General features: G+C 64.3%; 14 protein-coding genes. 10 read left to right on the plus strand and 4 right to left on the minus strand.

Annotated elements, in window-relative coordinates:
• Positions 1 to 25 precede the first annotated feature (25 nt).
• The 7 genes from leuS to nadB all read left to right on the plus strand — a co-directional run bounded on the left by leuS (position 26) and on the right by nadB (position 10,876).
• Positions 26 to 2,683 carry a leucine--tRNA ligase gene (gene leuS / locus ABI213_RS04215; RefSeq protein ID WP_348005732.1) on the plus strand — a complete coding sequence of 886 codons (2,658 nt, stop codon included), beginning with the start codon at positions 26 to 28 and terminating at the stop codon, positions 2,681 to 2,683.
• A 26-nt stretch (positions 2,684 to 2,709) separates the two neighbouring features.
• Positions 2,710 to 3,189, plus strand: coding sequence for an LPS assembly lipoprotein LptE (gene lptE / locus ABI213_RS04220; RefSeq protein ID WP_348005731.1), 480 nt, complete (start codon positions 2,710 to 2,712; stop codon positions 3,187 to 3,189).
• Positions 3,190 to 3,349: 160 nt separating this feature from the next.
• Positions 3,350 to 4,411, plus strand: coding sequence for a DNA polymerase III subunit delta (gene holA, locus ABI213_RS04225; RefSeq protein WP_348005730.1), 1,062 nt, complete (start codon positions 3,350 to 3,352; stop codon positions 4,409 to 4,411).
• A gap of 35 nt (positions 4,412 to 4,446) precedes the next feature.
• Positions 4,447 to 5,739, plus strand: a complete 1,293-nt coding sequence (locus ABI213_RS04230) for a glutamate-5-semialdehyde dehydrogenase (RefSeq protein WP_348026191.1) — start codon at positions 4,447 to 4,449, stop codon at positions 5,737 to 5,739.
• An 82-nt stretch (positions 5,740 to 5,821) separates the two neighbouring features.
• Positions 5,822 to 7,111, plus strand: a complete 1,290-nt coding sequence (gene gshA, locus ABI213_RS04235) for a glutamate--cysteine ligase (RefSeq protein ID WP_348005728.1) — start codon at positions 5,822 to 5,824, stop codon at positions 7,109 to 7,111.
• Between the two features lie 154 nt (positions 7,112 to 7,265).
• Positions 7,266 to 9,134, plus strand: a complete 1,869-nt coding sequence (locus tag ABI213_RS04240; protein ID WP_348005727.1) for a potassium transporter Kup — start codon at positions 7,266 to 7,268, stop codon at positions 9,132 to 9,134.
• A 152-nt stretch (positions 9,135 to 9,286) separates the two neighbouring features.
• Positions 9,287 to 10,876 carry an L-aspartate oxidase gene (gene nadB, locus ABI213_RS04245; protein ID WP_348005726.1) on the plus strand — a complete coding sequence of 530 codons (1,590 nt, stop codon included), beginning with the start codon at positions 9,287 to 9,289 and terminating at the stop codon, positions 10,874 to 10,876.
• Between the two features lie 56 nt (positions 10,877 to 10,932).
• Here nadB and pabB read toward each other — a convergent pair whose 3' ends face one another.
• The 3 genes from pabB to nadC are packed head-to-tail and all read right to left on the minus strand — an operon-like array spanning position 10,933 to position 14,667.
• Positions 10,933 to 12,666 (minus strand): aminodeoxychorismate synthase component I, encoded by a 1,734-nt coding sequence (gene pabB, locus ABI213_RS04250; protein WP_348005725.1) that lies wholly within the window; start codon positions 12,664 to 12,666, stop codon positions 10,933 to 10,935.
• Complete coding sequence (nadA, locus tag ABI213_RS04255) at positions 12,666 to 13,778, minus strand: quinolinate synthase NadA (RefSeq protein ID WP_348005724.1); 1,113 nt, start codon at positions 13,776 to 13,778, stop codon at positions 12,666 to 12,668. The genes pabB and nadA overlap by 1 nt, the downstream gene beginning before the upstream one ends.
• 10 nt (positions 13,779 to 13,788) lie before the next feature.
• Entirely contained in the window at positions 13,789 to 14,667 is an 879-nt protein-coding gene (nadC, locus tag ABI213_RS04260; RefSeq protein WP_348005723.1) for a carboxylating nicotinate-nucleotide diphosphorylase, read from the minus strand.
• An 89-nt stretch (positions 14,668 to 14,756) separates the two neighbouring features.
• Between nadC and ABI213_RS04265 the strand changes: the two genes are divergently transcribed.
• The 3 genes from ABI213_RS04265 (at position 14,757) to gshB (ending at position 18,418) form a co-directional block, all read left to right on the plus strand.
• Positions 14,757 to 16,160: a coniferyl aldehyde dehydrogenase gene (locus ABI213_RS04265; protein ID WP_348026193.1), complete on the plus strand. Its 1,404-nt coding sequence runs from the start codon at positions 14,757 to 14,759 to the stop codon at positions 16,158 to 16,160.
• Positions 16,161 to 16,271: 111 nt separating this feature from the next.
• A complete protein-coding gene (locus ABI213_RS04270) occupies positions 16,272 to 17,450 on the plus strand; it encodes a benzoate/H(+) symporter BenE family transporter (RefSeq protein ID WP_348007579.1) in 1,179 nt (392 codons plus the stop codon).
• 8 nt (positions 17,451 to 17,458) lie between these two features.
• Complete coding sequence (gshB, locus tag ABI213_RS04275) at positions 17,459 to 18,418, plus strand: glutathione synthase (protein ID WP_348014535.1); 960 nt, start codon at positions 17,459 to 17,461, stop codon at positions 18,416 to 18,418.
• A gap of 61 nt (positions 18,419 to 18,479) precedes the next feature.
• Here gshB and ABI213_RS04280 read toward each other — a convergent pair.
• A partial coding sequence (locus tag ABI213_RS04280; RefSeq protein WP_348026195.1) for an AAA-associated domain-containing protein occupies positions 18,480 to 18,831 on the minus strand: 352 nt, incomplete at its 5' end.

The following is an 18,831-nucleotide window of genomic DNA, read 5'->3' on the forward strand; positions in this document are numbered from 1 at the left end:
GTGTCTTTGCTTCCCCCCGTCTGCCATGCTCGAAAAATACAACCATCTCGAAGTCGAAGCCGCCGCCCAAACCCAATGGACCGCTGCCGATGCCTACCGCGTCACCGAAGACCGGTCCAAAAAGAAGTTCTACGCCTGCTCCATGCTGCCCTACCCCAGCGGCAAGCTGCACATGGGCCACGTGCGCAACTACACCATCAACGACATGCTGGCGCGCCAGCTGCGCATGCAGGGCTACAACGTGCTCATGCCCATGGGCTGGGACGCGTTTGGCCTGCCCGCAGAAAACGCCGCGCTAAAAAACGGCGTACCGCCCGGCCAGTGGACGATGGACAACATCGCCTACATGAAGACCCAGATGCAGGCCATGGGCCTGGCCATCGACTGGAGCCGCGAGGTCGCCACCTGCACGCCCGAGTACTACAAATGGAACCAGTGGCTGTTTTTGAAAATGCTGGACAAGGGCATCGCCTACCGCAAAACCCAGGTGGTCAACTGGGACCCGGTAGACATGACGGTGCTGGCCAACGAGCAGGTGATTGACGGCAAGGGTTGGCGCACCGGTGCCGTGGTCGAAAAACGCGAGATCCCCGGCTACTACCTGAAAATCACCGACTACGCCGACGAGCTGCTGGGCCAGGTCAAAGATGCCTTGCCTGGCTGGCCCGAGCGCGTCAAGCTGATGCAGGAAAACTGGATCGGCAAGAGCGAAGGCGTGCGCTTTGCGTTTCCGCACACCATCAAGAATGCCAAAGGCCAACTGATCGACGGTGGCAAGATGTATGTCTTCACCACCCGTGCCGACACCATCATGGGCGTGACCTTCTGCGCCGTGGCCCCCGAGCACCCGCTGGCCACGCATGCTGCGCAGACCAATCCTAAGCTGGCGGCTTTTATTGAGAGCTGCAAGCAAGGTGGCACCACCGAGGCCGAGCTGGCGGTGCGCGAAAAAGAAGGCATGCCCACCGGCTTGCAGGTCATCCACCCGCTGAACGGCCACAAGATCGACGTGTGGGTCGGCAACTACGTGCTGATGGGCTATGGCGACGGCGCGGTAATGGGCGTACCGGCCCACGACGAGCGCGACTTCGCCTTTGCGCTGAAATACGCGCTGCCCATCGTCCAGGTGGTGCATGTAGACCACCAGCACTACGACTACCACCACTGGAACGACTGGTACGGCGACAAGCAACGCGGCGTGACCATCAACTCCGACAGCTTCAGCGGCCTGTGCTTTCAGGATGCGGTGAACGCCGTGGCCCACGCGCTGCAGGTCAAGGGCCTGGGTGAGAAAAAGACCACCTGGCGCCTGCGCGACTGGGGTGTGAGCCGCCAGCGCTACTGGGGCACGCCCATCCCCATCATCCACTGCGACGAACACGGCGCGGTGCCGGTGCCCGAAAAAGACCTACCCGTGGTGCTGCCGCAAGACTGCATCCCCGATGGCTCGGGCAATCCGCTGAACAAACACGAAGGCTTCCACGCCGGTGTCGTTTGCCCGGTGTGCGGCAAGCCCGCCCGGCGCGAAACCGACACCATGGACACCTTTGTCGATTCCAGCTGGTACTTCATGCGCTATTGCGACCCGCACAAGACGGACGGCATGGTGGGCGAGGGCGCGGACTACTGGATGCCCATGGACCAGTACATCGGCGGCATCGAACACGCCATCCTGCACCTGCTGTACGCGCGCTTCTGGACCAAGGTGATGCGCGACCTGGACCTGGTGAAGTGCGACGAACCCTTCAGCAAGCTGCTGACCCAAGGCATGGTGCTCAACGGCGCTTTCTCGCACAAGCCTGCGGGCGGCGGCATCCAATACCACTGGGAAAGCGAAGTCGAGGTGCAGCGCAACGAGCGCGACCAGATCGTCGGCGGCACGCTCAAAGCCGACGGCACGGTGCTGAACTACGAGCTCACCACCATGAGCAAGAGCAAGAGCAACGGTGTCGATCCGCAAGACCTGATCGAAAAATACGGTGCCGATACCGCCCGCCTGTACACCATGTTTACCGCACCGCCCGAGGCCACGCTGGAGTGGAACGACGCGTCGGTCGAAGGCAGCTACCGCTTCCTGCGCCGGGTGTGGAACTTCGGCGTCAAGCTGGCTGCTACAGATTTCGCAGCTGCCCACGCAAGTGCTATCAGCGCCAGCAGCCTAAAAGATGTGAATTTTGGCAAAGAGGCCAAAGCCTTGCGCCACGAGGTCCACACCGTGCTCAAGCAGGTGGACTACGACTACCAGCGCATGCAGTACAACACCGTGGTGTCCGGCGGCATGAAGCTGCTGAACGCCCTGGAAGACTTCAAGGCGTTGGACTCGGCGGGCGCGCAAGTCGCGCTGATCGAAAGCTTTGGCATCCTGCTGCGCTGCCTGTACCCGGCCACCCCGCACATCACCCACGCGCTGTGGACCGAGCTGGGCTATGTGGACCGCTTTGGCGACCTGCTGGACGCGCCCTGGCCGGTGGTGGACCCGCTGGCCCTGGTGCAGGACGAAATTGAACTGATGCTGCAGGTCAACGGCAAATTGCGTGGCTCCATCCTGGTACCCGCCACCGCCAGCAAGGCCGAGATTGAAGCCGCCGCGCTGGCCTGTGAGGCCTTTACCAAGACGGCAGCCGGGGCGGCACCCAAAAAGATCATCGTGGTGCCTGGGCGCCTGGTGAACCTGGTGCTGTGATGCTGCGCCGCTCCTTTCTCCTCTCCGTGCCCGCCGTATCTGCCATGGGTTTAAGTGCCTGCGGTTTTGCCCTGCGCCAGGCTCCCAACTATCCGTTCTCCACCATCTTTGTGCGCGTGGCCGAGGCTTCGTCGCTGGGCAACGAGCTCAAGCGCAACCTGGCCAGTGGCGGCAAGCTGGAGGTGGTGACCGACCCGAAACGCCTGGACAGTGTGGACGTGGTGTTGGAAATCACCCTGGACCAGCGCGAAAAAAGCGTGGCCTCGCTCACCTCGGCGGGCCAGGTGCGGGAATTCCAGCTGCGCACACGCGTCAAGTTCCGTCTGCGCACGCCGCAGGGCAAAGAGCTGATTACCGATGCCGAAATTCTGCAGCAGCGCGACATCAGCTACACCGAAACCCAGGCCCTGTCCAAAGAAGCCGAAGAGCAACTGCTGTACCGCGCCATGCAGACCGACATCGTGCAGCAGATCATGCGGCGCATCGCTGCGGTGCAAGCACTGTAGTGCCGCGCCACGCATGGTCTGCCGGTTTGCACTCGCTATCGACGCGCATTGCGTCGTTGTGGTCCTTGCCCAGGCTTCAGCCTGGGCTGCGGGCCACGCCTAGCACTGCACGCCGATAGCCTTGCGCAAATCCGACACACCACACGTGACACGACACTAAATGCAACTCGCCCCCGGCCAACTCGCTGCGCAGCTGGCCAAAGGCCTGCGCTCGCTCTACACCCTGCACGGCGACGAGCCGCTGCTGGTGCAGGAGGCGCTGGACGCCATCCGCGCGACTGCGCGCGCCCAGGGCTTTACCGAGCGCACGGTGCACGTGGTGGCCGGGGCGCATTTTGACTGGAGCGAGGTACTGGCGGCGGGGGGCTCGCTCAGCCTGTTTGCCGACAAGCAAATTCTGGAAGTGCGCATTCCGTCCGGCAAGCCCGGCAAAGACGGCAGTACCGCCCTGCAACACCTGGCCCAGCAGGCCGAGGACAATACCGATACCCTGACCCTGGTGGTGGTGCCCCGACTCGACAAAGTGGCCAAATCTGCGGCCTGGTTTGTGGCGCTGGAAAAGTTTGGCATCACTATCCAGGTCGAGCCGGTAGAACGGGGCGCACTGCCGCAGTGGATCGCCCAGCGCCTGCAAGCCCAGGGCCAGCGCGTGCAGGCCGGGGTCGAAGGCCAGCAAACCCTGCAGTTTTTTGCCGACCGGGTCGAAGGCAACCTGCTGGCCGCCCACCAAGAGATCCAGAAACTGGCCCTGCTGTACCCGGCGGGCGAGCTGCAATGGGCGCAGGTGGAATCTGCCGTGCTGAACGTGGCCCGTTACGACGTGTTCAAGCTGTCCGAGGCCGTGCTGGCGGGCCAGCGGCTGCGGGTGCAGCGCATGCTTGACGGCCTGCAGGCCGAAGGCGAGGCCGAGGTGCTGGTGCATTGGGCCTTGGCCGAGGACATCCGCGCCCTGCAACGCGTCAAAACCGCCATGGATGCGGGCAAACCCCTGCCCATGGCCCTGCGCGAAAACCGCGTCTGGGGGGCCAAGGAACGCCTGTTCGAGCGTGTGTTGCCGCGCATGCCCAGCCCGCTGATCGCCCAGCTGCTGCAGTCGGCCCACCAGGTGGACGGCATCGTCAAGGGTTTGAAACAGCCCGACTGGCCCGCCGACCCCTGGCAGGCGCTGCACCGGCTGGCGGGCATGCTGTGCGCCGCGTGTGCTGTGCCGACGGGGCGTTAGCCCGCGGGGCTTGGGTGCCGTGACAAAATACCGCCATGAACGCCCTCAATATCGCCGAATACACCCAATCGCTAGGTTTACAAGCAAAAGTGGCATCTGCGCAGATGGCACGTGCGCCAGCAGCTATTAAAAATGTAGCTTTGCGGGCTCTGGCGCGGTTGCTGCGCGAGAACACCGCTGCGCTGCAAATCGACAATGCCAAAGATTTGGACCGCGCCCGCGCTGCCGGCCTGACCGCGCCCCTGGTGGACCGCCTCAAGCTCAGCCCGCAGACGCTGGAAACCTGCGCCCAGGGCTGCGAGCAGCTGGCGGCCATGGCCGACTCGATTGGCGAGATCATCGGCCTGCAGCAGCAGCCCAGCGGCATCCGCGTGGGCCAGATGCGGGTGCCGATCGGCGTGTTCGGTATGATTTTCGAGAGCCGGCCGAATGTGACCATCGAGGCCGCCAGCCTGTCGATCAAGAGCGGCAATGCCTGCATCCTGCGCGGCGGCTCCGAGGCGATCGACTCCAACAAGGCGCTGGCGCTGCTGGTTCAAAAAGCGCTGACCGAGGCCGGTCTGCCGGCCGACGCGGTGCAACTGGTGCAGACCACCGACCGCGAAGTCGTCGGCCAGCTGATCACCATGCCGCAGTATGTGGACGTGATCATTCCGCGCGGCGGCAAGAGCCTGATCGAGCGCATCAGCCGCGATGCCAAGGTGCCGGTGATCAAGCACCTGGACGGCAACTGCCATGTGTACGTGGACGATCCCTGCGACATCGCCATGGCCGTGCAAGTGGCCGACAACGCCAAGACCAGCAAATACAGCCCTTGCAACGCTACTGAGGGCCTGCTGGTGGCGCGCGGCGTGGCGGCCGAGTTCTTGCCGTTGATCGGCGAAATTTATGCAAAAAAGGGCGTAGAAATGCGCTGTGATCCGGCTGCGGCGCAGATACTGCTTGCGCAGGCTGCTATTAAATTAAATGCAAAAATCATAGCGGCCACCGAGCAAGACTGGTACGAGGAGTATCTGGCCCCCATCATCAGCATCAAGGTGGTGGAAGGCGTGGACGAGGCGATTGCGCACATCAACCAATACAGCAGCCACCACACCGATGCCATCCTGACCCGCGACCACATGCACGCCCAGCAGTTTCTGCGCGAGGTGGATTCAGCCAGCGTGATGGTCAACACCAGCACCCGGTTTGCCGATGGCTTCGAGTACGGCCTGGGGGCCGAAATCGGCATCAGTACCGACAAGTTCCACGCCCGTGGCCCGGTCGGTCTGGCGGGGCTGACATCGTTGAAATACGTCGTTTTAGGCCAGGGCGAAGTGCGCATTTAAGGCCATCGCTCTTGATGGGCACCTTGAGATTAGGCAGATCGCCCTTACATCCCGTAACTCCTACCGTTTCTACAGGGCCTCCATGGTTCCCCATCTCATCACTGCGCTCACCGGCCCGATCAACGAACTTGAGCAGCGCATCCTCGACTCCATGCCGGCCATCGAACGCTGGTTTCGGCTGGAATGGATGGAGCACACGCCGCCGTTTTACAGCGCGGTGGACATCCGCAACGCGGGTTTCAAGCTGGCCCCGGTGGACACCAACCTGTTTCCCAACGCCTGGAACAACCTGACCCCGCAAATGCTGCCGCTGGCCGTGCAATCGGCCATGGCGGCTATCGAAAAGATCTGCCCCGAAGCCAAAAACCTGCTGCTGATCCCCGAGAACGACACCCGCAGCACCTTCTACCTGTCGAACGTGGCGCAATTGCAGCGCATCTTCCACATGGCCGGGCTGAACGTGCGGGTGGGCTCGATCAACCCCGACATCAAGGAAACCACGGTCATCAACCTGCCGAATGGCGAACAGGTGACGCTGGAGCCGGTGATACGCACCAAGCGCCGCCTGGGGCTGAAAGACTTCGACCCCTGCACCATCTTGCTGAACAACGACCTCACCGCCGGCCCGCCCGGCATCCTGGAAGAGCTGCACGAGCAGTACCTGCTGCCGCCGCTGCACGCCGGGGGCTCGGTGCGCCGCAAAAGCAAGCATTTCCGTAGCTACGAAGAACTGGCCAAGCGCCTGGGCAAACTGCTGGGCATCGACCCCTGGCTGATCAACCCGATGTTCAACCAATGCGGCGCGGTGGACATGGCGCAGGGCCAGGGTATGGACTGCCTGACCACCAATGTGGACGCGCTGCTGGGCAAAATCCGCCGCAAGTACAAGGAATACGGCATCAACGAGAAGCCGTTTGTGATCGTCAAGTCCGACAGCGGCGCGCCCGGTATGGGCATCATGACGGTGCGCGACGTGAAAGACCTGGCGGTGCTGCACCACCGGGCCAAGACCACTGGGGGCAAGGGTGCACCCCAGGTGGTGGATGCCATCATCCAGGAAGGCGTACTGACCAACGAGCGCATCAACGACGCCGTGGCCGAGCCGGTGGTCTACATGATGGACCGTTACGTGGTTGGCGGCTTCTACCGCATCCACGCCGAGCGCGGGGTGGATGAGAACCTCAATGCCCCCGGTTCCAGCTACGTGCCATTGGCTTTTGCCGACAACGCGCACCTGCCGCAGGTCGGCGTGCGCCCCGGTGCTATGGCGCCGAACCGCTTTTATATGTACGGCGTGGTGGCCCGGCTGGCCATGGCGGCGGCCAGTTACGAGCTGGAAGCGACCGATCCCGATGCCGAAATCTACGACTAAATAACACAGATTGATTAAGTTGCTGCACCGCAACATAAATCGATTCTAGGGGCTCCCCCCGCTTGTACGGGGGATTCTGGGGCGCAAAATACGCGTCCCTAAGTTTATGGAACCCCGCCGACCCCTCTGGGGTCATTCCGACGGGGCCTCATTAGTGCAAAGTTCAAAATCTTCGCTGTCGGCACTCACCCTGGGTGCGCTAGGTGTGGTTTACGGCGATATCGGCACCTCCGTCCTTTACGCGTTTAAAGAAGTCTTCGCCCATGGCCATGTGCAGGTCATCGAGGCCAATGTGCTGGGCGTGTTGTCGCTCTTTTTCTGGGCGTTGATGGTGGTGGTGTCGCTCAAGTACGTGGTGCTGATCATGCGCGCCGACAACGAGGGCGAGGGCGGCTTGATGGCTTTGCTGGCGCTGGCGGCCGAGTCGGTCAAGGACAGCCCCCGCTTGCGGCGTGGCTTGTTGATGCTGGGCGTGTTTGGCCTGGCGCTGTTTTTTGGCGACGGGGTCATTACCCCCGCCATTTCGGTACTTTCGGCGATCGAAGGTATGGAGATCATTACCCCCGGCGCAACACCGTATGTCAAACCTATCGCGATGGTGGTGCTGGTGGTGCTGTTCATGGTGCAACGCCGCGGTACCGGCGATATCGGCAAATTCTTCGGCCCTATCACCCTGCTGTGGTTTGTGGTGCTGGCGATTGCGGGTGTCCACCAGATCGTGCGCAACCCGGTGGTGCTGTGGGCGCTGTCGCCCTACTATGCCCTGCAGTTTGGCTTTGCCCACCTGCACATCGCTTTCATTACTTTGGGCGCAGTGTTTCTGTGCCTGACCGGAGCCGAGGCGCTGTACGCCGACATGGGCCACTTTGGGAAAAATCCCATCCGCCTGGCTTGGTTTGGGGTGGTTTTGCCGGCCCTGGCGTTGAACTATTTTGGCCAGGGTGCCCTGGTGCTGTTGAACCCAGCTGCTGCCGAAAATCCCTTCTTTTTGATGTTCCCTGAATGGGCGCTGATCCCCACCGTGATGCTAGCTACCGCCGCCACCGTGATCGCCTCGCAGGCGCTGATTTCGGGGGCCTTCTCGGCCACCAAGCAAACCATCCAGATGGGCTACCTGCCCCGGCTGACGATTCTGCACACCTCTGTGCGCGACACCGGGCAAATTTACGTGCCCGCTGTCAACTGGCTGCTGCTGGCCGGGGTGATTGCCGCCGTGCTGATGTTCGGCTCGTCGGACGCACTGGCCGCCGCCTACGGGATTTCCGTCAGCCTGCTGATGGTCATCACCACGGTGCTGACTTTCTACGTGGTGCGTTACGGCTGGGGCTATTCGCTGCCGCTGTGCATTGCGGCCACGGGCTTCTTCCTGGTGGTGGACTTGGTGTTTCTAGCCTCCAACTCGCTCAAAATTTTGCAAGGCGGCTGGTTCCCCTTGGCGATGGCGCTGATTTTGTACGTGGTGATGTCCACTTGGAAGGATGGCCGCCGCCTGTTGGCCGAAAAGCAGCGTGAAAGCGCCATGGATCTGAAGGGCTTTCTGGACTCGGTCTTCATCAGCCCGCCGGTGCGGGTGGAGGGCACGGCGGTATTTTTGACCGCCGAAGTCTCTACCGTGCCCAATGCCTTGCTGCACAACCTCAAACACAACAAGGTGCTGCACGAGCACAACCTGTTTGTCACTGTCAACAACCACCCCATTCCTTGGATCGGTATGGGCAAGCGCATTGAAGTCGAGGCGCTGGGCCACAAATGCTGGCAGGTCACCATCCACTACGGCTTCAAAAACACGCCCGACATCCCCAAGGCACTGGAGCACATCCGGGGCCGAGGCTGCGAGCTGGAGGTCATGACCACCAGCTATTTCCTGTCGCGCGATACCGTCATCCCCACCCTGGGCGGGGGCATGGCTCCCTGGCGCGAAAAGCTGTTTGCGCAAATGCACCACAATGCCAGCGCCGCCGCCGACTTTTTGCGCTTACCGAATAACGCGGTCGTCGAGCTGGGTTCCAAAATCGAAATCTAGACACACCCCTAGTCTCCACACTGCGTGTTTCCGCCAACCCCCTTGCAGGGAGCGAATCTGGTGGCCCGGCAAAGCCGGTTCCACGGGTTCCTGGTCTGGGATCCGTTGTGCTAAATGATGGGTCCATGGACAACAACGAGTAGAGACATACATTGACCACCAAAGCCGCCACCCAGGATTTTGATGTTTTGATCGTGGGCAGCGGTCTGGCAGGCCTCAGCGCCGCGCTGCTGCTGGCCCCCACCCACCGCGTCGCCGTGCTCACCAAACGCGGCATGGCCGACGGGGCTAGCGCCTGGGCCCAGGGCGGCATTGCGGCGGTGCTGGGCGAGGGCGACAGCTTCGCATCGCACGTGGACGACACCCTGATCGCAGGCGGCGGCCTGTGCGATGTAGATGCCACCCGTTTTGTGGTCGAACACGCGCCCGAATGCATTGCCTGGCTACAGTCCCTGGGGGTGCCGTTCTCGCAGGAAGACGGCGCGCTGCACCTGACCCGCGAAGGCGGCCACAGCCACCGCCGCATCGTCCATGCCACCGATGCCACCGGCGCGGCCGTGCAGGCCACCATGATGGCCCAGGTGCGCAGCCACCCGCAGATCACTTTGTTCGAAAACCACACCCTGGTGGACCTCATCATCGGCAGCAAGCTGGGCCTGCCCCAGCAGGGCTGCGTGGGCCTGTACGCGCTGGATGCCGACACCGACCAGGTGCTCACCTTTAGCGCCCCCAACACCATCCTGGCCACCGGCGGCGCGGGCAAGGTCTACCTGTACACCACCAACCCCGACACCGCCACCGGCGACGGCATTGCCGCCGCCTGGCGCGCAGGCTGCCAGGTGGCGAACATGGAATTCATCCAGTTCCACCCCACCTGCCTGTACCACCCGCACGCCAAGTCGTTTTTGATCTCGGAAGCCGTGCGCGGCGAAGGCGGCCGCTTGCTGAGCCCCGACGGCAGCCGCTTCATGCCCGAGCACGACGCGCGCGCCGAACTGGCCCCGCGCGACGTGGTGGCCCGCGCCATCGACTTCGAGATGAAAAAAGGCGGCTTCGACTGCGTCTACCTCGACATCTCGCACCAGCCCAAGGCTTTTTTGCTGGAGCATTTCCCCAACATCTACGCCCGCTGCCTGGAGCTGGGCATCGACATCGCCCACCAGCCCATCCCCGTCGTGCCCGCCGCCCACTACACCTGTGGCGGCGTGCTGACGGATTTGGAAGGCCGCACCGACGTGCCCGGCCTGTACGCCCTGGGCGAAGCCGCCTGCACCGGCCTGCACGGCGCCAACCGGCTGGCCAGCAATTCGCTGCTGGAATGCATGGTGTTTGCCCGTGCCGCCGCGCAGGCCATGGCCGCCGTAGACCGCGCCCCCGCACCCCAACTCCCGGCCTGGGACGACAGCCAGGTGATCGACAGCGACGAACTGGTGGTCATCTCCCACAACTGGGACGAGCTGCGCCGCTTCATGTGGGACTACGTGGGCATCGTGCGCACCAACAAACGCCTGGAGCGCGCCGCCCACCGCATCGCCCTGCTGCAAAGCGAAATCGACGAGTTCTACGCCCGCCACCACGTCACCCGCGACCTGCTGGAGCTGCGCAATCTGGTCCAGGTGGCCGACCTGATCGTCCGCAGCGCCCGCGCCCGGCAGGAGAGCCGAGGTTTGCATTTCAGCCGCGATTACCCGGAGCTGGCGGCCACCGCAGAAGCCACTGTGCTGGTGCCGGAAAATTTATAAGAAATCGGCCTCTAGCGCAGATAGCACCTGCGCAAGCAGCTATCAAAACGATAGTTTTAGGTCAGCTCCGCCGCAATCCACCCGCGCAGGCTGTTGACGAAAGCCAGTGCCTCCACCCGCGGCAGGTCGTCCACCCGCACCACCGCCTCCACCACACGCCCTGTTTGCAGGGCGTTGTCACGTCCGATGCCCCTCAGCAGGCCGCAGGCCAGGGGTGGGGTCACCCACTGGCCGTCCAGCCGCAGGGCGATGTTGCCGCGTGTGCACTCGGTGATTTCGCCCGCTGCGTTCCACAGCAGGGTGTCGAACACGCCCGGCTGGGTGGAGGTGAAAGCATCGTAGTGGGCGCGGCGGGTCGTTTTGAAGCGGACGAATTCGCTGTGCGCCGCGGCCAAGGGGCGGTCGGCCAATTGCAGGTGCACCAGGGCGGGGCTGGCTTCCAGCGGGTAGGCCTCGGCGGTGGCCTGGCCTTGCGCGTCCAGCAGCAGGCGTACCCGCCATGCGCCTTGCGGGCGGAGGATGGTTTGCAGCACTTGGTGGACGTGCTCCTGATTCCATGGCGTGCCGAAATGCGCGGCCGCCGCTTGCATGCGGGCCAGGTGGGCATCGCGGTGGCGCAGGCTGCCGTCCACCATGGCCAGCGTTTCCAGCAGCGCAAACGGCGCGCTGGCGCGCTGCACAAAGGCCTGTTTGGCGGCCCATTCCTGCCATTCGCCTTCGGCCTGGGCATCGGCGGTGATGCCGCTGCCGATGCCGCAGCGGGCCTCGGTGCCACGCAGCGTCACGGTGCGGATGGGCACGTTGAAGGTGCTGGCCCCGCCCGGCTGCACCACGCCGATGGCACCGCAGTACACGCCGCGTGCCGTGGGCTCCAGGCGGTGGACCATGCGCATGGCCTGCACCTTGGGCGCGCCGGTGACCGAGCCGCAGGGGAACAGCGCGGTAAACACCTCGGCCAGCGTGCAGCCGGGCCGGGTGCGGGCGCTCACGTCGGAGGTCATTTGCCACACCGTGGGCAGTGCCTCGGTGTGGAACAGGCGCGGCACCTGCACGCTGAAGGGCTGGGCGATGCGTGAAATGTCGTTGCGCAGCAAATCGACCACCATCACGTTTTCGGCGCGCTCCTTGGGCGACGTGCGCAGGGATGCCGCCAGGGCCGCATCCTCTTGCGCATCCGCGCCCCGGCGGGCCGTGCCTTTCATCGGGCGGGCCAGGATGTGACCATCGCGCCAATCAAAAAACAGCTCGGGCGAGACGGACAGGATCTGCGCGTCGCCCGTATCCAGCAGCGCCGCATAACCGCCCGGTTGGGCGCGCTGCAGGGCGGCAAACAGGGCTTGCGGGTCGCCGCTGAATGCCCCCGCCATCTGCGCCGTCAGGTTGACCTGGTACAGCTCGCCAGCTTGGATGGCATGGTGCAGCGCGTCCATGGCGGCGTCGAAATCGGGCCGGGGGATGAAGCTGTGCCAGTCGATTTGCGCGCTGGCGGTGCGGGGTTCGGGCCAGGGCAGGGGCGTATCAAACACCGCGAACCAGGCCAGTGGGCCGTCGGCAGGGTGCACGGTCAGGGCGGAATCGAACGCTGGTGCCGCTTCAAAGCGCACATAGCCTACGCACCACAAACCTTGCGCCGACGCGGCCTGTACGGCATCCAGCAAGGGCTTGACCTGCTCCAGCGTGTGGGCCACCAGTGTCTGCTGCGGCGCGCCAAACGCGTGCCGCACACGGGCACCCCCGCGCGGGTCGGCAAAGTCAATCAGCGCGGTAATGTGCTCCGTCCTGCCTTCCATCAGGCCGCGCCGATATTCGGCACCAGGCCGGTCGTAGGTTGGCCGTTTTTGAGTGCTGCCGTGAAGGCCAGCATGCGGTCGATCGGCAGGCGGGCGCGCAGGCCCAGGGCGGGGTCGATATGCACCTCGTTGCGCCCATGCTCCAGCACGTCGGCCAGCCCGGCCAGGCCGTTCATGGCCATCCAGGGGCAGTGCGCGCAGCTCTTGCAGGTGGCGCTGTTGCCCGCGGTGGGGGCTTCGATGAACAATTTGCCGGGGTTTTGCATACGCAGCTTGTGCAGCATGCCGTTGTCGGTGGCGACGATGAAGGTGGTGGCATCCATCGTCCGCGCGGCGTTCAGGATGGCCGAGGTAGAGCCCACAGCATCGGCCAGGGCGATCACATCGGCGGGCGACTCGGGGTGCACCAGCACCTTGGCTTCCGGGTGTTCGGCTTTCAATGCCTCCAGCTCAAAGGCCTTGAACTCGTCGTGGACGATGCAGGCCCCGTTCCAGAACACCATGTCGGCCTGCGTTTCCTTCTGGATGTAGGCCCCCAGGTGCTTGTCGGGGGCCCACAGGATTTTGTGGCCCTGGTCTTTCAAGGCCCGCACCACGTCAAGCGCGCAGCCCGAGGTGACCAGCCAGTCGGCGCGGGCTTTCACCTCGGCGCTGGTGTTGGCGTAGACCACCACGGTGCGGTCGGGGTGGGCATCGCAAAAGGCGTTGAACTCGGCGCTGGGGCAGCCCAGGTCGAGTGAGCAAGTGGCCTCCAGGTCGGGCATGAGGATGCGTTTTTCGGGCGACAGGATCTTGGCGGTTTCGCCCATGAAGCGCACGCCGGAGACCACCAGGGTCTGCGCTGCGTGGTCGCGGCCAAAACGCGCCATCTCCAGCGAATCACTGACCAGGCCGCCGGTTTCTTCCGCCAGATCCTGCAAATCGGGGTGCACGTAGTAGTGCGACACCATCACCGCGTTGCGCTCTTTGAGCAGGCGGCGGATGCGGTCTTTCAAGGCCAGCCGCTCGCTGGGGCTGGGCTCCACCGGCACCCGGGCCCAGGCGTGGCGCGGAGCGCAGGCGGCACCTGCTACGGGTTGCTCGTATTCAACTTCCATCATGGTGGTGGTCATGGGGTTTGCCTCACAGGTCCTGGAAACGCATGGAGTAATCGGTGGCCTTCACGTCCTTGGTCAGGCCGCCGATGGAGATCCGGTCTACGCCGGTTTCGGCCAGGGTGCGCAGGCCTTGCAAGGTTACGCCGCCGGAGATTTCCAGCACCGCTTTGTGGTCACCGCGGGCGCTGTTGCGGCGTACCGCCTCCTGCAGCGTGGGCAGGTCCATGTTATCCAACAGCACCATGCGGGCTCCGGCATCCAGGGCTTCGTCGAGCTGGGCCAGGGTTTCGACTTCGATCTCGATGAAGCTCGCTTGCTGGGCCAGGGCGGCGGCGCGCTGCAGCACGGCGGTCACGCCCCCGGCGGCGGCGATGTGGTTTTCTTTGATCAGCACCGCGTCATACAGGCCGATGCGGTGGTTGGTGCCACCGCCCACGCGCACCGCGTACTTTTGTGCCAGGCGCAGGCCGGGCAGGGTTTTGCGGGTGTCCACGATGTGGGTGCCGGTGCCTGCGACCGCCTGCACGTGCAGCGCGGTGCGGCTGGCCACGGCACTCAGCAACTGCAGGAAGTTGAGGGCGGTGCGCTCGGCGGTCAGCAGGGCCTGGGCCGGACCTTCCAACTCCAGCACCACCTGGTCGGCGGCGCAGCTTGCGCCTTCTTGCACCTGCCATTGCCAGGTGGCGGTGGGGGCGACTTGGCGCAGCGTGGCTTCGACCCAGGGCGTGCCGCACAGCACGGCGGCTTCGCGGGCCAGGATGCGGGCGCGGGTGTGGCGTGCGGGGTCGATCAGCGCGGCGGTCAGGTCGCCGGGGCCGACATCCTCATTCAGGGCGCGGGCCACGTCGGCAGCGGCCAGGGTGGCGATGCTGGCGGGGGAAAAGTCAAAAAACGGGGTCGTCATGGCAGGTCTCTCAGGCGGGGAATCGAAGTGTGTCACATCTGTGGCGGGCTATTTTCCCCGCAGCCGGGGTGTACTGGCACTATGCGGTTATGCAAACCCCAGAATCCGACCTTTCACGCCTGCTAGCCCTGCAACGCCAGGCCCATGCCGCCGACCCCGCGCCCAGCGAGGCCACCCGGCGGGACCGCCTGCAGCGCCTGGGCGCGCTGCTGGACCAGCATGCCGAACGCTTCACCGCCCAGATCAGCCAGGACTTCGGCACCCGCGCGGCGGCTGAGATCACCGTAACCGAACTAGTGCCCATCCGCAGCGCCATCCGCCACGCGCGCCAGTACCTGCGGGCTTGGATGCGGCCCCGGCGGGCTGCTACGGGATGGTTGTTTTGGCCGGGCCACAGTCGGCTGCTGCGCCAGCCGCTGGGTGTGGTGGGCATCGTCAGCCCTTGGAACTACCCGCTGCTGCTGGCCTTGTCGCCGTTGGTGGATGTGCTGGCGGCGGGCAACCGGGCGCTGCTGAAGCCGTCGGAACTCACGCCGTGCTTTGCCGAGGGACTGCGGCTGGCGGTGGCCGAATTCTTCGCGCCCGACGAGGTGGCGGTGCTCACCGGCGATGCCACCCTGGGCCAGGCGTTTTGCGCCCAGCCGTTCGACCACTTGGTGTTCACCGGCTCCACCGCCGTGGGGCGTTTGGTGGCGCAGGCGGCGGCTAAAAACCTGACCCCGGTGACGCTGGAACTGGGCGGCAAGTCGCCGGTGATCGTGGATGCCTCGTGCGACCTGGGCAAGACGATGGACCGCCTTGCCTGGGGCAAGCTCATCAACGCGGGCCAGACCTGCATCGCCCCCGACTACGCCCTGGTGCCGCGCGCCATGGTGGGCGCATTCGCCGATGCCCTGCGCGCCAGCATGCTGCGGCTCTACCCCACCTTCCAAGGTAACCCCGACTACACCAGCATCGCCAGCGACCGGCACTTGGCGCGCCTGCAGGCCCTGGTGGCCGATGCCCAACAGCAGGGTGCGACGGTGGTGGAGCTGGAGTCAACCGGAACGGGTCGCCAGATGCCCCCCGTGCTGCTGCTGAACGTGCACGCCGGCATGCGCGTGCTGCAAGAAGAAATCTTCGGCCCCTTGCTGCCCATCGTCCCCTACGACACGCTGGACGAGGCGACTGCCTTTGTGAATGCCCGCGACAAGCCGCTGGCTCTGTACTGGTTCGGCACCGACACCGCGCACCGTGACCAGGTGCTGGCCCAGACCCAGTCTGGCGGCGTGTCCATCAACGACACCTTGGTACACCTGGCGCAAGACGGCCTGCCGTTTGGCGGCGTGGGGCCGTCCGGCCAGGGGCATTACCACGGCGAATGGGGCTTTCGCCAGTTCAGTTTTGAAAAGCCGGTGTTCCTGCAGTCGCGCTGGTCGGGCGGGGGTCTGGTGTATCCGCCGTACACGCCGCGCATCCAGCAGCTGTTGCGCTGGCTAGGCCGACGGCATTGAGTGGATGCTATACAAATGAGAGCTTTCAGTGAAGGTGGAATAAGCGCTAGGCGGCTATTTTCCTTATTTTTTTGATCACGATAGCTTGGCTACGTCATGGACAATCGGCGCATGGCGTTTTTTAAAGACATAAATCTCTCTGCCACCACCGCCGGTTTTGTGGCGGTACTGGTCGGCTTCACCAGTTCGGTGGCCATCGTTTTCCAGGCCGCGCAGGCCCTGCACGCCACGCCGGAGCAGCTCACCTCGTGGATGTGGGCGTTGGGCCTGGGCATGGGCTTGTGCACGCTGCTGCCCTCGCTGTGGCTGCGCCAGCCGGTGATGATTGCCTGGTCCACGCCCGGTGCGGCGGTGGTGGCCACGGCCGCGGTGGCAGGCGGCTTCAGCATGCCCGAGGCGATTGGCGCGTTCATGGCCAGCGGCGCGCTGATTGCGCTGTGCGGCATCACCGGCTTGTTCGAGCGGGTGATGGGCCGCATTCCGGTGGCGATTGCCGCCGCCCTGTTGGCCGGGGTGCTGGCGCGCTTCGGGCTGAACGGCTTTGCCGCCGCGCAGTCGGCCCTGCCGCTGGTGCTGCTGATGCTGGCGACCTACTTGCTGGCCCGGCGCTGGCTGCCGCGTTTTGCGGTGGTGTTGACTTTGCTGGTTGCTATTGCTTTCGTAGCTGCTCGTGGAGAATTCACGGGCGCTGGTATCGTATTTTCTTTGGCAAAACCGGTGCTGGTGGTGCCCAGCTTCACCTGGGCCGCCATGGTCAGCATGGCGCTGCCGCTGTTTGTGGTAACCATGGCCTCGCAAAACCTGCCCGGTGTGGCCGCCATCCGCGCGGCGGGCTACCAGATGCCGATCTCTAAGCTCATCACCATCACCGGCCTGGCCACCCTGGTGCTGGCCCCGTTCGGTGCGTTTGCGCTGTGCCTGAGCTCCATCACCGCCGCCATCTGCATGGGCCCCGAGGCGCATACCGACAAGGCCAAGCGCTATACCGCTGCGGCGGCCTGCGGCATTTTTTACGTGCTGATCGGCCTGTTTGGCGCGGCCATTACTGGCGTGCTGACGGCCTTTCCGCGCGAGCTGATCGCGGCCATCGCCGGGCTGGCGCTGCTGGGCACCATCGGCGGCGCGTTGTCTACCGCGCTGCACGACCCGCAGCACCGCGAGGCCGCTACCATCACTTTCCTGGTCACGCTCAGCGGCGTGGTGATAGCCGGTGTGGGCTCGGCCTTTTGGGGGGTAGTGGCCGGGGCCATCGCCCTGTTTGTGCAACAGTACCGCCGTTCCATTGTTTGAAGGTTCCCATGAACATCCTCTTCGTTGCCGACCCGCTTGAGTCTTTCAAAATCCACAAAGACAGCACCTTTGTGATGATGCGCGAGGCGCAGCGGCGCGGGCACACCATTTCGGCCTGCGAACCCCACGATCTGCAATGGCAGACCGGCGGCGTGGTGACGGCCCAGGTGCGGGATATTCACCTGACGGGTGACAAAGCCGCTTGGTTCAGTGCCGCCCAGCCGCTATTTGCGGGCAGCCCGCGCGCGCTGAAGGACTTTGGTGCGATCATCATGCGCAAAGACCCGCCGTTTGACTCCGAATTCTTCTACGCCACCCACCTGCTGGAGCAGGCCGAGCGCGAAGGCGCCAAGGTGTTCAACAAGCCGCGCGCCTTGCGGGACCACCCCGAAAAGCTGGCCATCATGGAGTTTCCGCAGTTCAGCGGCCCCACGCTGGTGACGCGCAGCGCCGAAGCCATCAAGGCCTTCCACGCCACGCACCGCGACATCATCTTGAAGCCGCTGGACGGCATGGGCGGCATGGGCATCTTCCGCGTCAAGGACGACGGCCTGAACCTGGGCGGCATCATCGAGACGCTGAACAAAGACGGTGCCCAGAGCGTGATGGTGCAAAAGTTTCTGCCCGAAATCGCCCTGGGCGACAAGCGCGTGCTGGTGATTGGCGGCAAGCCGGTGCCGTTTTGCCTGGCGCGGATTCCGCAGGGCGGCGAGGTGCGTGGCAACCTGGCGGTGGGTGGTAAAGGTGTGGCCCAGCCGCTGTCGGCTCGCGACCGCGAGATCGGCGAAACCCTGGGCCCCATCCTGGCGGCGCGCGGCCTGCTGCTGGTGGGCGTGGATGTGATTGGCGACTGCGTGACCGAGATCAACGTCACCAGCCCGACTTGCTTCCAGGAAATTTTTGACCAGACGGGTTGCGATGTGGCTGCGCTGTTTGTCGATGCCCTGGAAGCCGCGCTGAAAATTTAAGCCTAATCGGGCTCTGGCGCAGGTACTGCCTACGCAAGAAGCTATTTATTCTGTAGCAAACCTAGGCCGTTTCATCGGCAGTTTCGCTTTTCGGCACAAACACCATCCGCGTCTTGGTGTTGCAGTCCATCAGGCCGGCGTAGCGGCCCCAGGCGATCATGGTTTGGAAGATGCGCTCGGGGTTGTCATAGGGCAGGGCGCTGCCGATGTCCTTGATCACCCGGTCGGCTTCTACCTCCTCGTATTCGTGCAGCAGCGCGATGATGATGTGGAATAGCCGCAGCTTGAACACCTGCTCGGCAAAAATGCCGCGCCGGGTCGCGGGGTCGGCGGCCACAAACCGGCGGCCTAGCTCGGTGAACACCACTTGGTCTTTCGGCGTGTCGATGAGCTCCAGGATTTCGGCGGCCTTC

Source organism: Rhodoferax sp. (assembly GCF_039922535.1).
Classification (GTDB): Bacteria; Pseudomonadota; Gammaproteobacteria; order Burkholderiales; family Burkholderiaceae_C; genus Rhodoferax_B.

What these genes read in the sequence shown, in the direction of transcription:
- nadC (WP_348005723.1), bottom strand. Translation starts at nt 14,667, where the DNA reads ATGACGACCCCGTTTTTTGACTTTTCCCCCGCCAGCATCGCCACCCTG.
- gshB (WP_348014535.1), top strand. Translation starts at nt 17,459, where the DNA reads ATGAACATCCTCTTCGTTGCCGACCCGCTTGAGTCTTTCAAAATCCAC.
- ABI213_RS04270 (WP_348007579.1), top strand. Translation starts at nt 16,272, where the DNA reads ATGGCGTTTTTTAAAGACATAAATCTCTCTGCCACCACCGCCGGTTTT.
- pabB (WP_348005725.1), bottom strand. Translation starts at nt 12,666, where the DNA reads ATGGAAGGCAGGACGGAGCACATTACCGCGCTGATTGACTTTGCCGAC.
- ABI213_RS04230 (WP_348026191.1), top strand. Translation starts at nt 4,447, where the DNA reads ATGAACGCCCTCAATATCGCCGAATACACCCAATCGCTAGGTTTACAA.
- gshA (WP_348005728.1), top strand. Translation starts at nt 5,822, where the DNA reads ATGGTTCCCCATCTCATCACTGCGCTCACCGGCCCGATCAACGAACTT.
- holA (WP_348005730.1), top strand. Translation starts at nt 3,350, where the DNA reads ATGCAACTCGCCCCCGGCCAACTCGCTGCGCAGCTGGCCAAAGGCCTG.
- leuS (WP_348005732.1), top strand. Translation starts at nt 26, where the DNA reads ATGCTCGAAAAATACAACCATCTCGAAGTCGAAGCCGCCGCCCAAACC.
- nadA (WP_348005724.1), bottom strand. Translation starts at nt 13,778, where the DNA reads ATGACCACCACCATGATGGAAGTTGAATACGAGCAACCCGTAGCAGGT.
- ABI213_RS04265 (WP_348026193.1), top strand. Translation starts at nt 14,757, where the DNA reads ATGCAAACCCCAGAATCCGACCTTTCACGCCTGCTAGCCCTGCAACGC.